Below are 12,758 nucleotides of genomic sequence, written 5' to 3' on the forward strand. Positions count from 1 at the left end.
CCAGTCGGGCTCTTACGGCCTGCGACCAGGAAGTGGCCAGAGAGGATGCGGCCCGATGTCGATCCCATCGGCATTTCTCCCACCACCTCCTCGTCGAGCGCCTAGGTCAGGATCAGGCCAGTCCATAACGCGGCCATATCACGCGCGTATCACGATCCAGGAAAACAATGCAGAGCGCGATACCGGCCTTTCCGGAGGTGCAGAGTTGGGAATTCTCCTGGACGCGGTGTTATGGTGCGGCCATGGCGAATCGAATTGAAATCGCAAGCGGCTCCTATTACGAGGAGCAGGTCGGGTACGCCCGCGCGGTGGTGCTGGACGGCTGGGTGCATGTTTCGGGCACCGGAGGCTTCGACTACTCCACCATGTCGATCTCCGAGGACGTGGTCGAGCAGACCGAGCAGTGCCTCGACAACATCGAGGCCGCGCTCACCGAGGCGGGCTGCACGTTCTCCGACGTCGTCAGGGTCCGCTATCTCCTGCCCGACAAGAACGACTTCGAGTTGTGCTGGCCCAGCCTCCGCCGCCGTTTCGACAAGGCCAAGCCGGCCGCCACCATGTGGGAGGCGGGGCTGGCCGACCCCCGGATGAAGGTCGAGATCGAGGTCGACGCCCGGATCCCGGCCGGAACGTGACCCGGCCTCCGCCGCGGCCGATCACGGCCTGATCACGCGGCCATCCGGGCCTGTTCCCTGCCGTCTGACGCGCTTGCTGGTGAATGATCGCAACTGCGGTGGTTCATGGCTCCGAGTCCATCTTGTGGAGTCCTGCCGCCACCCGGTCCTACGGGTCTCGGTACCGCTCCTCGGCGCCCGGTGTGATCAGACCCGTCTCGTATGCCAGGACGACGAGGTGGGAGCGGTCACGGGCGCCGAGCTTGGTCAGCAGGCGGCCCACGTGGGTGCGGGCGGTCGCCGGGCTGATGAACAGCCGCTCGCCGATCTCGGCGTTGGTACGGCCCGCGCCGACCTCGGCCAGCACCTCGCGTTCGCGTTCGGTCAGGCGGTCGAGCCGCGCGGCCGTCGCGGGGCTCGGGCCGGTGGCAGCGGCCCGCATGACGCGCCGGGTGACGGCGGGCGACAGCAGCGCGTCGCCGCCGGCCACGATCCGCACCGCCTCGCGCATCCGCTCGGGACTGGTGTCCTTGAGCAGGAATCCCGCCGCTCCGGCCCGGATCGCTTCCTGGATGTTCTGGTCGGTGTCAAAGGTTGTGAGCACGATGACCTGTACGTGGCGCAGCGCCGGATCGGCCGTGATCCGCCGGGTGGCGGCCAACCCGTCGCCGCCTGGCATGCGGATGTCCATGAGGACCACGTCGGGACGGAGGCGGGCGACCAGCTCGACGCCCTTGTCGGCGCCGCTCTCGTCGCCGGTCACGGTGATGTCCTCGGCGCGTTCGAGCAGCAACCGCAGCCCTTCCCTGACCAGGTGCTGGTCGTCGACGATCACGACTTTGATCATGAGTGCTCCTCCAGCGGGACGCTCGCCTCCACCACGAAGCCGCCCTGCGCCGGCGACGACGTGCGCAGGCCGCCGCCGAGCAGCGCCAGCCGCTCACGCATCCCGGTCAGACCCCACCCCCGCGACTCACCGCCGCCCGTGCCCGTGCCCTTGCCCGTGTCGGTCTCAGTGCCGGCGCCGCGGCCGTCGTCGCTGACGCGGAGCAGCAGCTCGCCCGCGCCGTAGTCCAGGTCGACGCGCACCCTCCGGGCGTCGGCGTGCCGCAGCACGTTGCTCAAGGACTCCTGCACCACCCGGTACGCCGTCGCGTCCGAGATCGCCGACAGCCGCACCGGCCGGCCCGAGGTGCGCACGTCGATGTCGAGCCCTGCGGCGGCGGCCGTCGCCACGAGCCCGTCCAGCCGGTCCAGCCCCAGCGCCGGGCCGTCGTCGGGATCGCCCGCGCGCAGCGCGCCCAGGGTCAGCCGCAGCTCACGGCTGACGTCGCTGCATGCCGACCGGGCCGCGGCCAGCGAACGCTCGGCCACCTCGGGGGCATCGCGCAGCGACTCCCTGGCCACGTCCGTGTGCAGCGAGATCACCGACACCGTGTGCGCCATCAGGTCGTGCAGGTCCCTGGCGATCCGCAGGCGCTCCTGCTCCACCCTCCGCGCCGACTCCCGCTCGCGTTCCAGCCGGGCGGCGTGGCTCTGCCTGGCCAGCTCGGCCCGCCAGCCGCGCCGGGCCCGTACGCCGTCGCCCAGCGCGATCGCGGCGGCCATGAGGCCCAAGGTGGTCCCGGTCTCGAACCCGAGCAGATAGGCCAGGTCGTCGCCCTCCAGGATCCGATGGGTGGTCGAGATGCCGAACAGGGCGCCGGCCGTACCGACGGACCAGCGCAGCTCGCCCTGCTCGGCAGCTGAGTACAGCGCCGCGGCGGCCGGCGCGGCCAGCCCGATCGGCGGGTAGGACAGCCCGTAGTAGACGATCAGGGTCAGGGCCGTGAGCAGCAGCGTCGCCACCGGCCAGCGCCGCCGGGCGAACATCAGGACGGCGAGCAGCGCGCCGAACGCGTACGCGGCCATGCCAGGCCCGGCCGACGCGTGGCCGACGTCGGCCGTGATGGCGGTGCCGACCACGACCAGGACCAGCATGGCCAGGCCGGTGTCGACCGCCAGCTCACGGCCGGCAGGAGGTTCGCCCCGCACGCCTCCCCCGTCAGTCTCGTGGGTGCGGCCGGAAACCCGGCACGATCCTGGTGACCACCCAGGCCACCGCGCCGACGGCCGCGCCGACCACCATCCCGGTCATCAGGCTGCTGCCCAGGGCGAAGCTCCGCAGCACCCAGTCCTCCACGGCGGGCGAGAAGGCGCCGGCGAAGTTGCCGCCCAGAGTCGGCCGGCCGTCGAACGAGCTTTCCCAAAGTACCTGATGCGTCACGCCGAGCAGCACGCCGTAGGCGGCCCCCACGGCGAGCAGCGTCACGAACGCGTTCGGCACCCGCTTCCACAGCACCACGGCCGCCCAGACGGCGATCGGGACGAACACCAGCAACGCGTTGACCACCGGCCCGACGAGCCGCAGGTCATGCGCGATCACCCGCGGCAGGCCGAGCAGCGCCAGCCCCCACACGGCCGAGGCGGGCAGGCCGAGCCGGGCCTTCACGACGCGACCCCCGCGAGGGCGGCGGCCCGGGCGCGCTCGCGATGCAGGCGCCACAGGCCGGTGAAGGCCAGCGTCGCGGTCACCGCGCTCATCGCCAGCCGCCCCCAGTGGCCGGCCTCGAACTCCCACGCGGTCTGCCGCAGCACCTCCACCGAATGAACGGCGGCGCCATCCTCGAACATGATGTCGTTGCGCGGCCAGAAGTAGAGCACCGAGAACAGGAACTCGCCCAGCAGCAGCGTCAGCAGGCTGCCGCCGGCCCACAGGCGCATGTCCCGCACCGGCCAGACCAGCACCAGGGACGCCACGGCGGCGACCACCGTCACCGCGCCCATCGGCGGGAAGAAGTCCGCGGGGCCGGTCACCGCGAAGAACTCCACCGTCTCGGCCAGCGAGGCGGGCACGTCGTGGAAAACGTTCGGATAGATCACGATCGTCTCCACCGCGATGCCGCCGAACGCCACCATGGCGATCCAGACGTACACGGAGAGGACGGGCAGAGAAAGTCGCTGTCGCATCGGGCCTGCTTTCGGGCGATCGGAACTCGGACTCGGTCACGCTATGAGTCCGATCCGCCGCCCGTCGTCCGGCTGAAAGCCCGGCCGTGTACGCGTTTCGACGTATTCCGGCGGCACCGATGTACGGTGCGAGACCGTGTTGGGCACCCACCGCGACCCGGCGACGGGCGTGTCAGGATCGCGTAGTGGGGCGCCGGGTTCGCGTAGAGGTTCCGTCAGGAGGGCCCCGCTCCGGGCCGCCGCGGGTGGAGGGTGGGGAGATCACCCGCCGACGAAAGCAAAGCGACACATGCTGATAAATCAACACCTAGGGACGCCTCAGGAGCCGGCCGGCCCGAACGAGGTGGAGATCGAGCGGGTGCGCCTGCGGGAGATCCGGTCGCGCCTGCCCGAGGCCGTCCGGCCGCTCGGCGAGGTCCTGCCGAGTCTGGTCGCGCTCACGGTGGCCGAGTCCGCCTTCACGTCGTTCACCTACTCGCTGGCGCTGGCCTACAACGAGGTCGAGGCGTTCACCATGAAGGAGGTGCGCCGCTGGATGGACGACGCCGAACGGGTCGAGGACGGCATGACCGCCTCGATCAACACCTGGCAGAACGCGGAGCAGGCGAGCTCCGTGAGAACGCTGTGAACTTCGCGCAGTTGGCCCAGCGGAGCCTGGTCATGGGCACGGGCGCGGCGGTGACACTGTCAGCGCTGGGAGTCCCGGCAGGATGGCCGTTCGTCGGGAAGATGTACATCCACCAGTACGACCCGCAGGCGTTCTTCGACGGGGCGCGGACCTGGCTCGAGGTGCACGACGACGCGGCGGCCACCAGGCGGAACCTCGTGGTCCTCGTGGACGAGGTGGCCGTGACGAGCTGGCGTAGCGAGGACGGCCGGGCCTTCCAGCGCCGCGTTGACGCTCTCCTGGCCGAGCTGCGCGGCATCGAGATCCGCGCCGTGGTGACGGCTCTCACCCTGTACACGGTGGGGGCGGCGCTGGCCGCGATGGTCATGTTCCAGTTCCTGGTCGCGGCGGCCATGGCCATGGTGGCGCTGTGGGTGCTCACCGCCGCCGTCACGCCGCTCAGCCTGGCCGGCGCCCGGATCCTGGCCGTACAGTGCCTGATCAAGCTCTTCGAGGGGTACCGAGCGGTGGAGTCCCTGCTCAACACGTTGCTGCACGGGTGTGCCGCCGCGCTGGGCGCGGCCGTCGCCGTGGACGTGGGCCTGGAGGCCGCCCGCGGCGACTTCAGCGGCGTGCGCGACCTGGCCGCGGCGACCTTCGCCCAGGGGCCCATGCTGGTCTGGGGCACCGCCAACCGGATCGAGCGCGACCTGACCGCCCACGGCCTCAGCGGTCTCCATCCCGCCGGTCGGCCCTGGTCGAGCGCGCGAGCGAATACGCCGCTCCCGCCCGGCCTGCCCCAACTGGCGGGTGCCAAGGCGTTCAACGACCTCGCCACCGGCGGTCAGACGGTCACCGGCCGGTACGTTCCGGAGCAGGCCGCCGACGGCTCCTACTCGTTCCCCTGGGAGTGACGATGGACTTCGAACAGGCGCTCGGCCTCGATCCCGAGCGGCTCGCGGCCGACGCCGACCACCTCTTCGAACAGCTGCGCCACCTGCCCGGCGGCGCCGAGACCGTGGCGTGCGCCGAGTCGGTGAACGGCTGGGTCCGCGTCGAGTACGGCTGCACGTCGGGGGTCCGGGAGCTGCGCCTCGATCCCCGTGCCATGCGCATGGACTCGGAGACGCTCGCCGAGACCGTTCGCGACCTGATTCACCAGGCGCGGACCCAGGCCGAGACTGAGGAACGCGGCAGAGCCGAAGCCGTCCTGGGCGCCGACAACGGGCTCCTCACCGACCGCCGGCTCGTCGCTGACCAGCTCCGCCACGCGACCGGCGCGCTCCAGGAGAACCTGGAGCACGCCGCCGCGACGATCGACCGGGTACGCGCCCTGCTACGCCCCTGATCGACCGGGACGTGCACGGCGATCGGGTCGCGCCTTGCTCCTGGCGCCCGGCCGGCGCCCCGTGGCGGCCCCCGGTCACCTCGCGCGGCGGAGCACGAGACCTCCCAGGATGAGCACGACGGCCACGACGGCGATCCAGCCCGCGCCGACTCCCCCCAACCAGCCGGCGACGACCCCTTGGACGGTGGTCACCGCGGTCACGACCGGGTCGTCGGCGTCTCCGCCGGCGACGACGCGGAGTTCGTACCAGCCGTAGTAGAGGACGTACAGACCGGCCAGGGTGAGCAGGACGCCGCCGGCCCTGGACACGTACGGCAGGACGCGGCGCAGCCTGGTCACGACGGCCGCGCGGGCGAGCGCCACGGCCAGCGACAGCACGGCGATGACCAGCCCCATGCCGAGCGCGTACGTGGAGAAGGCGACGACGCCGCCGAGCAGCCCGCCGCCGGCCAGGGAGGCCGAGGTGACGGCGAGGAAGGGACCGACCGTGCACGAGAGGGAGGCCACCGCGTAGGAGAGGCCGTAGCCGTACAGGGACCACGGTGAGGAGGTGGGGCGGCCGGCGTTCAGTCCCGGCAGGCGCAGCAGCAGCTCGCGGCCGGACAGCGACCAGAGGCCCAGCCCCACCAGGACCGCTCCGATGGCCATGGTCGCCCACGGCAGGTAGCCGCCCACCGACACCGCCAGCGCGGTCACGGCGAGCCCGAACAGGCCGAAGACCGTGACGAATCCGGCGGTCATGGCCGCCGAGAGGATCAGCGCCCGGACGACGGGACCGGGGCGGGCCGCCTGCTCGTCGTTGATCAGCAGGGTGAGGTAGGCGGGCAGCATGGCGAAGCCGCACGGGTTGAACGCGGCGACCGTGCCGGCGGTGAGCGCGAGGGCGAGCGGCAGTTCGGTGAGGTTCATGCGTGTCCGGGAGGGCCGGAGGGGGGCATGGCGCGACTACCGACCGGTCAGCTTGCGAAGATGCTCGTCCAGCTTGTCCCGGTTAAGCGGGCCTGAGACCTTCTCGGTGGAGCCGTCCGGCTTCATGAACACGAAGGTGGACTGTTCGCTGACGCCGAGCTTCGTCCAGACCGCGCCCTTGGCATCCGACAGGTGGGTCAGGTCGGCGGTTCCGGTGCGCTGGACGAACTCCTTCATCGCCGCCTCGGTGTCCAGTCCGCCGACGCCGACGAACGCGACGTCACCGCGCGCGGTGGCCGCGGACTTGACGGCGGGCGCCTCCGAGGCGCACTTGGGACACCACGCGGCCCAGAACCAGAAGACCACCGGCCTGCCCGCCAGGCCCGCTCCCTGGAAGGTCTCACCGTCGAGCGTCCGAGCCGAGAACCGCAGGGCGGCGGGCACCGAGGCCGGCGCCGCCGCCTCCTGGGACGCCGTCGGAGCGGCCGTCCCGGAGGTCATCCCGGAGGTCGGCGCGGGGGTCGTCTCGGAGGCCATCTCGGAGGCCATCTCGGAGGTCGGCGGGGAGGCGTCGCCAGGGGTCATGCCGTCCTGTTCCATGGTGCCGCAGGCGCTCGCCAGCAGGGTCGCCATCGCCAGTACGGCCAGCGTTCGCGTTCGAGTCATGCCGTCGAGCCTAGGAGCGCCGCCCCGCTCCACTCCTTACGAGCCGATGACGGCGGCACGAGCGGGCCGGAACGGGGTCAGGTGCCACGGAGCTCGCGGACCAGCTGCCTGGTCGACTGCGCCGGTTCGACGCCGAGCTCGGTGAGGGCGGCGGTCAGCCGCTGGAACTCGGCCAGGACGGCGTGCGGTGAGCCCAGCGCCCCCTCGACCTGCATCCGCACGCAGTAGGCGGACTCGCAGAACGGGTCACGGCTGATCGCGAACGACGCGGCCTGTTTGGCACGCTCCAGGAAGCCCAGCGCCAACGCCACCTGCGCCGCGTCGAGGGCCGCGTCGACGATCATCACCTCCAGTTCGTGGCGGCGCTCCTCGGCCCACTCCAGCTCGCTCTCCGGCAGGTACGGCCCCTCGACGATCGTCAGCGTGGACTCGATCCGGTCCAGGCGTTCCTCGCCCCGGAGGCCGTACGCCTCCCTGATCATCCGTTCGAAGCGCAGGTCGGTGCTGTCGACGTACAGGCCGTCGGCCCAGCGGACGTGACCCAGGGCGGTCCTGGCCAGGTTCACGCCCGTCGCCTGCCGCAGCTTGTGCACCACCTGGCGGAAGTAGTTGCCGCCCCGGCGAGGGTCGGCGTCCGGGAACAGGCGCTCCTGCAGCCGGTGCCGCTCCACCCCCTCGGGATGCAGCGCGAGGTAGGCGGCCAGCTCCAGCACCTTCGTGCGGCGCGAGCAGCGGGGCACGCCGTCGACGATCAGGTCGAGGACCGGCCCGTGCGTGTGGACGTCGACGATGACCATGCGCTCGGAGGGCACGGCCGGCTGCCGCTTGCGCGCCACGGGCGGCCGGTGTCCGGCCAGCTGGCGCCAGCGCATCCCGCTGACGTCGCTCTCGATCTGGCGGCGCAGCACCGCGGGCACGTCGTTGAGCGCGTTCTTCAGGACGAACAGGCAGCCCATCGCGCTCGCGGTCTCGTAGGCCAGCTCGATGGCGTTCGACGCCGCCTCGGCGAAGCCCAGCCGGGCCTCGGCCTCGGCCAGGTAGGTCGCGGCGAAGGGCAGCATGAGCGAGCGGCCCGCGTTCCGCATGCCCTCGGTCGCGACGCGCAGCACGCGCGCCGCGTCCTCGGGCCGGTCGATCCGCAGGTAGGCCAGCCCCTGGAAGGTCTGGCCCCATTCGACGTAGCAGCGGTTGCCGCTCGCGGCCGAACGGCTGATGGCGTCGGCCAGGCTCATGCGGGCGTCGTCCACCCGGCCCAGCGCGAGTTGCAGGGCGCCGACCACGACCTCGAAGCACGGCTCCCAGCCGAAACGGGTTTTCCGGCTGTGCTCGACCGCGGCCTCGGCGGCCCACAGGGCCTTCTCCGGCTGGCCCTCGGCCCACAGCAGCCACGCCTCGTGGAAGAACCAGAGGTCGGTGTGCGCTCCGGACCTGATCGCCTCGGGGACCTCGTCGAGCAGCTCGCGGGCCAGGGCCAGCTCGCCGCGCCAGACCAGCGTGAGCAGCGGGTGCGGGGTGCGGTAGAACGAGCGCGGCGGCCACTGGTCCTCGCTCGGGAGCAGGCGCAGCAGCTGGTCCAGCCGGCCCTGTACGAGCAGGCCCCAGGTGTAGACGCGCTCGCCGTCCACCCAGTCGACGCCGGGCGGCGGTGCCACCGGGTCGCGCGCGGCCACGGCCTCCAGCTCGTATCTCACCGCGTCGGCCCGGTAGTCGCCCTCGTAGTTGCGGATCAGTTCGAGGGCTTCGGCCGGGCGCCACTGCATGGCGTAGCCGACGAAGGCGACGCTGCCGGGGTCGGCCTTGGCAACGTCGCTCAGCGTGCCCTCCTGGTGCAGCCGGCGGATGAGCGCCTGCGCCTCCGGGATGCGCCGCACGCCGTACAGTGCCCGGATGGAGGCGCCGAGGAGGATCGGGCGTGACTCGACCGCCTCCGGGCCGAAGGCCTCCAGCCAGCGCAGCAGCACGCCCCAGTCCGCGCGCGCGGACAGCGCCGCGACGGCGCGTTCGGCCACGTCGGCGGCCTGCGCCAGCTCGCCCGCGTCGAGGTAGGTCTCGACGGCCTCCTCGGACATGCCGAGGTCCTCCAGCATGCGGGCGTACCTGCTCTGCAGGCCGGGCAGTTCGCCGGGCAGGCGTGCCTGTAACTGCTCGCGGAGGAACTGGCGGAACCTCGGGTGGTACACGAGCGCGCGGTCGGCCTTGGTCGCGGGCAGGTGCCGTGACCCGAGCGACTGCCAGAGCGCGTAGCCCTTCTCGCCGCACAGGGCGACGGCGGCCCGGGCCGTGACGGTCGCGGGGATCGAGGTGCGCAGCAGGAACTCCTGCTCGTCCTCGGGGAGGCGGGCCAGGATCTCGCGGGCGACGAAGCGGGCCAGCGAGTCGGGGCCGTTCTCCGGTTGCAGTCCGGGCACGATGTCGAAGGCGACGGCGGCGATCCAGCCCTGGGTGGCCTCCATGAGGGGCGCCGGGTCGCGGTCGCCCTGGCCGTGCGCGGCGAGCAGCGCGCGGGCTTCGGACATGGTCAGGGCCAGGTCCTCGCCGCTCATCCGGGCGATCCGTCCCTGCAGCATCATCCGGCCGATCGGGCCGTCGAGGTCCTCGCGGCTCACGATGACGGTCCGGACGTTCGGCGGCAGGTAGTCGAGGAAGACGCCGAGGACGGTGAGCGCCTCGTCCGCCCCCACCAGCCACTCGCAGTCGTCGACCACCAGCAGCAGGGACTGGTCGGCGATGCTCTCGGCGAGCATGGCCGCGACCTCGGCCGCCGGGAAGCCGCCTTCCAGCCAGGTCTCGACCATGCGGGGGGCTTCGGAGTTGACCTCCGAGAGGGCCTCGGCGAGATAGATCATCAACCGTGACGCGCTGCGGTCTCCGACGTCGAGCGTCACCCAGGCCAGCGGCCAGCCGTATCGTGCGGCGAACATCCGGGTCTGCACTGTCTTGCCCGACCCCGCGGCGGCGAAGACCGCGATGGTCTCGTGTTCCTCCAGGAGAGCGGCGAACTGCTCGTCCAGTCTGTCTCGGGCGACGGTCCCGCGCGGCAGTCCCGGAGGTAGCACCTTGTGGCTCAAGATCATGCAGGCCTCAGTTCACCTGGGTGTAGCGTTTCCGCAATCCGACCGAAATCGGAGTTTCGGTAGGGCGGTGTCTTAATCAATGAGGCACAGCGCGGGAACTGTCAAGACTTTCGCGTCAGTTCGTACTTATTCGAACGCTATAAGCCCTTCTGGGGCCCTTGGGGTGTCGGCACCCCTGTGAGAAGAACCGGCGTCCGACAGCCCCCGCCCCGTTCGCCGCGAGACTGAGCCTCCGGGCATCACCCGAGCCGTCGCGGCGGCCGTGACGGGGCCGGCACGGGAGTCATAACGACGGGGGTAACGCGGCTGGGGTGGGGTGGTTCGCGGAGCGCACCCGCATTCACCGGCACGCGAACGGAGCCCCCGCCTTGTTCTACTACTTCCCTGACAACTACATGTGGTCCTCGGCCTTCAACCTGGCCCTCATGGCGGGCGCCTCGCTCGGCGAGATGAACCGGTGGTTGTCCCCGCTCCGCGAGGGTGAGCCTGACTCCGCCGCCTGGGGCAAGGCCTGGGCCGGGATGGCCGAGCAGCAGGAGGCGCAGGCCGCGGCGGACCTCGAGGCCGGGCTGCGCCGCAGCGCCGGCGCGCGCTACCTGCGCGCCTCGGTCTACCACGCCAGCGGCGAGCGGCAGATCCCGCCCGGACCGGAGAAGACGGCCAGCTACCAGGCCGCGCTGGCCGCGTTCGAGAAGGCCATCGAGCTGGCCCCGCTGAACGTGGAGCGGATCGACGTCCCCTCCCCCGACGGCGTCCTGCCGGGCTACCTCATCCCGGCCCGGACCGCCGAGCCGGCGCCCATCGTCATCTTCTACGGCGGCTTCGACGTCACCAAGGAGATCCTCTACGGCTTCGTCGAGGAGGAGTTCGTCCGCCGGGGCATCACCTGCCTGGTGATGGACAGCCCCGGCGTGGGCGAGCCGCTCCGGCTGCGCGGCGTGCCGTCGCGCCCCGACTACGAGGTCCCGACCGGCGCCATCATCGACTACCTCGAGACCCGCTCCGACGTGGACGCGGACCGCATCGGCGTCATGGGCATCAGCCTCGGCGGCTACTACGCCCCGCGATCGGCGGCCTTCGAGCCCCGGATCAAGGCGTGCGCCGCGTGGGGCGGGATCTGGGACTGGGGCGCCACCTGGGAGAAGCGCTGGAGCACCCGGTCCAAGACGGTGTCCGTGCCGTGGTTCCAGCTCCCCTGGGTCATGGGCACCGACACCATGGAGGCCGGCCTCGAACGGGTCAAGCAGTGGACGCTCGTGGACGTGCTGCCCAAGCTGACCCAGCCGCTGCTGATCGTGCACGGGGAGAACGACCGGCAGGTGGCGGTCGAGGACGCGCGCAAGGCGTTCGCCGCCGCCGGCTCGGCCGACAAGCAGCTGCGGATCTTCACGGTGGCCGAGGGCGGCGCCGAGCACTGCCAGACCGACGAGCCCGACCCGGCCCGGCAGCTGATCGCCGACTGGTTCGCGCAGCGGTTCGGCACGCTGCCGGCGCGGGACTGACCGAGGGTGGAGCGCGGTGACGACGGAGAGGCAGGCATCGGCATGACCACTGACACGAACGAGACGCGCGGTCCGAAGCAGGTGACGATCGACGACGTCCACGCGCTCTGCGACCGCTACCGGACCTGGGGCAAGTGGGGCCCGGACGACCAGCTCGGCACGCTCAACTACATCGAGCCGGAGATGGTCGTCGCCGCGGCGGGACTGGTCAGACAGGGCAAGGTCATCTCCTGCGCCCTGCCGTACGACGGCGACGGGCCGCAGAACGGCTGGGGCGGCCGGGTCAACCCGCTGCACTTCATGCTGCAGGACGGCGGTGACGCGGTCATCGGCGCCCAGGACCACATGGCCAAACTGAGGTACGCCGACGACGCCATCTACATGCCGCTGCAGTGCGGCACGCAGTGGGACGCCCTGTCCCACGTGTTCTACGAGGGCAAGATGTACAACGGCTACGGGCTGGAGCACGTCTCCAGCAAGGGAGCCGAGAAGAACGCCATCCACCTGATGACCGAGAAGGTGGTCGGGCGGGGAGTCCTGCTCGACATCCCACGCCACCGCGGCGTGCCCTGGCTGGAGCCGGGGCAGGGCATCGACAGCGCCGAGCTGGAGAGCTGCGCCGAGGCGCAGGGCGTCACCGTCGGCAGGGGCGACTTCGTGCTCATCCGCACCGGGCACATCGCCATGTGCAGGGACCGGGGCTCGTGGGGCGACTACGCCGCCGGCGACGCCCCCGGGCTCTCCCTCGACTCGGCGCACTGGATCTGCGGCAACGAGGTCGCCGGCATCGCGACCGACACGTGGGGGATGGAGGTGCGCCCCAACGAGCTCGACGACATCTTCCAGCCGGTGCACATCGTGCTGCTGGTCAACGCCGGCCTGCTGATCGGCGAGATCTTCGACCTGGAGAAGCTGGCCCAGGACTGCGCCGACGACGGTGTGTACGAGTTCATGTTCGCGGCCGGGCCGCTGCCGTTCACCAAGGCGGTCGGCTCGCCCCTGAACCCCATGGCGATCAAGTGACCGGCG

The 12,758-nt window shown here is 71.5% G+C and carries 13 protein-coding genes; 6 read left to right on the forward strand and 7 right to left on the reverse strand.

The window, feature by feature from the left end:
• Window positions 1-242: 242 nt before the first annotated feature.
• The gene (locus AC5L3X_RS00865; protein WP_189121972.1) at window positions 243-635 is read left to right on the forward strand and encodes a RidA family protein; all 393 of its coding nucleotides are present in this window, start codon (window positions 243-245) and stop codon (window positions 633-635) included.
• Window positions 636-783: 148 nt separating this feature from the next.
• On the opposite strand, the gene AC5L3X_RS00870 is transcribed toward AC5L3X_RS00865, so the two are convergent.
• The 4 genes from AC5L3X_RS00870 to AC5L3X_RS00885 are packed head-to-tail and all read right to left on the reverse strand — an operon-like array spanning window position 784 to window position 3,623.
• Window positions 784-1,461 carry a response regulator gene (locus AC5L3X_RS00870; protein ID WP_494854381.1) on the reverse strand — a complete coding sequence of 226 codons (678 nt, stop codon included), beginning with the start codon at window positions 1,459-1,461 and terminating at the stop codon, window positions 784-786.
• Window positions 1,458-2,648 carry a sensor histidine kinase gene (locus tag AC5L3X_RS00875; RefSeq protein WP_494854382.1) on the reverse strand — a complete coding sequence of 397 codons (1,191 nt, stop codon included), beginning with the start codon at window positions 2,646-2,648 and terminating at the stop codon, window positions 1,458-1,460. The genes AC5L3X_RS00870 and AC5L3X_RS00875 overlap by 4 nt, the downstream gene beginning before the upstream one ends.
• A gap of 10 nt (window positions 2,649-2,658) precedes the next feature.
• Window positions 2,659-3,105, reverse strand: a complete 447-nt coding sequence (locus AC5L3X_RS00880; RefSeq protein WP_494854383.1) for a hypothetical protein — start codon at window positions 3,103-3,105, stop codon at window positions 2,659-2,661.
• Complete coding sequence (locus tag AC5L3X_RS00885; protein ID WP_494854384.1) at window positions 3,102-3,623, reverse strand: hypothetical protein; 522 nt, start codon at window positions 3,621-3,623, stop codon at window positions 3,102-3,104. Before AC5L3X_RS00885 ends, AC5L3X_RS00880 begins: the two co-directional genes overlap by 4 nt.
• A 343-nt stretch (window positions 3,624-3,966) precedes the next feature.
• Between AC5L3X_RS00885 and AC5L3X_RS00890 the strand changes: the two genes are divergently transcribed.
• The 3 genes from AC5L3X_RS00890 to AC5L3X_RS00900 are packed head-to-tail and all read left to right on the forward strand — an operon-like array spanning window position 3,967 to window position 5,578.
• Window positions 3,967-4,251, forward strand: a complete 285-nt coding sequence (locus AC5L3X_RS00890; RefSeq protein WP_494854385.1) for a hypothetical protein — start codon at window positions 3,967-3,969, stop codon at window positions 4,249-4,251.
• A complete protein-coding gene (locus tag AC5L3X_RS00895) occupies window positions 4,248-5,144 on the forward strand; it encodes a hypothetical protein (protein WP_494854387.1) in 897 nt (298 codons plus the stop codon). Before AC5L3X_RS00890 ends, AC5L3X_RS00895 begins: the two co-directional genes overlap by 4 nt.
• A gap of 2 nt (window positions 5,145-5,146) precedes the next feature.
• Entirely contained in the window at window positions 5,147-5,578 is a 432-nt protein-coding gene (locus AC5L3X_RS00900) for a YbaB/EbfC family nucleoid-associated protein (RefSeq protein WP_494854388.1), read from the forward strand.
• Between the two features lie 75 nt (window positions 5,579-5,653).
• Here the strand turns inward: AC5L3X_RS00900 and AC5L3X_RS00905 are convergent, their stop codons facing one another.
• The 3 genes from AC5L3X_RS00905 to AC5L3X_RS00915 all read right to left on the reverse strand — a co-directional run bounded on the left by AC5L3X_RS00905 (window position 5,654) and on the right by AC5L3X_RS00915 (window position 10,227).
• The gene (locus tag AC5L3X_RS00905; protein ID WP_494854389.1) at window positions 5,654-6,487 is read right to left on the reverse strand and encodes a cytochrome c biogenesis CcdA family protein; all 834 of its coding nucleotides are present in this window, start codon (window positions 6,485-6,487) and stop codon (window positions 5,654-5,656) included.
• Between the two features lie 36 nt (window positions 6,488-6,523).
• Complete coding sequence (locus AC5L3X_RS00910; protein WP_494854390.1) at window positions 6,524-7,153, reverse strand: redoxin domain-containing protein; 630 nt, start codon at window positions 7,151-7,153, stop codon at window positions 6,524-6,526.
• A gap of 77 nt (window positions 7,154-7,230) precedes the next feature.
• On the reverse strand, window positions 7,231-10,227 hold the full coding sequence (locus AC5L3X_RS00915) for an ATP-binding protein (RefSeq protein WP_494854391.1): 2,997 nt from the start codon (window positions 10,225-10,227) through the stop codon (window positions 7,231-7,233).
• A 311-nt stretch (window positions 10,228-10,538) separates the two neighbouring features.
• On the opposite strand from AC5L3X_RS00915, the gene AC5L3X_RS00920 reads away from it, so the two are divergent.
• Window positions 10,539-11,729 carry an alpha/beta hydrolase family protein gene (locus tag AC5L3X_RS00920; RefSeq protein ID WP_494854392.1) on the forward strand — a complete coding sequence of 397 codons (1,191 nt, stop codon included), beginning with the start codon at window positions 10,539-10,541 and terminating at the stop codon, window positions 11,727-11,729.
• 42 nt (window positions 11,730-11,771) lie between these two features.
• Window positions 11,772-12,752, forward strand: a complete 981-nt coding sequence (locus AC5L3X_RS00925) for a cyclase family protein (RefSeq protein WP_494854394.1) — start codon at window positions 11,772-11,774, stop codon at window positions 12,750-12,752.
• The last annotated feature ends 6 nt before the right edge of the window (window positions 12,753-12,758 follow it).

Source organism: Nonomuraea sp. CX421 (assembly GCF_059358955.1).

Excerpts from the sequence above, each read along its gene's own strand:
- AC5L3X_RS00885 (WP_494854384.1), bottom strand. The coding sequence starts at position 3,623 with ATGCGACAGCGACTTTCTCTGCCCGTCCTCTCCGTGTACGTCTGGATC.
- AC5L3X_RS00865 (WP_189121972.1), top strand. The coding sequence starts at position 243 with ATGGCGAATCGAATTGAAATCGCAAGCGGCTCCTATTACGAGGAGCAG.
- AC5L3X_RS00915 (WP_494854391.1), bottom strand. The coding sequence starts at position 10,227 with ATGATCTTGAGCCACAAGGTGCTACCTCCGGGACTGCCGCGCGGGACC.
- AC5L3X_RS00870 (WP_494854381.1), bottom strand. The coding sequence starts at position 1,461 with ATGATCAAAGTCGTGATCGTCGACGACCAGCACCTGGTCAGGGAAGGG.
- AC5L3X_RS00900 (WP_494854388.1), top strand. The coding sequence starts at position 5,147 with ATGGACTTCGAACAGGCGCTCGGCCTCGATCCCGAGCGGCTCGCGGCC.
- AC5L3X_RS00925 (WP_494854394.1), top strand. The coding sequence starts at position 11,772 with ATGACCACTGACACGAACGAGACGCGCGGTCCGAAGCAGGTGACGATC.
- AC5L3X_RS00910 (WP_494854390.1), bottom strand. The coding sequence starts at position 7,153 with ATGACTCGAACGCGAACGCTGGCCGTACTGGCGATGGCGACCCTGCTG.
- AC5L3X_RS00905 (WP_494854389.1), bottom strand. The coding sequence starts at position 6,487 with ATGAACCTCACCGAACTGCCGCTCGCCCTCGCGCTCACCGCCGGCACG.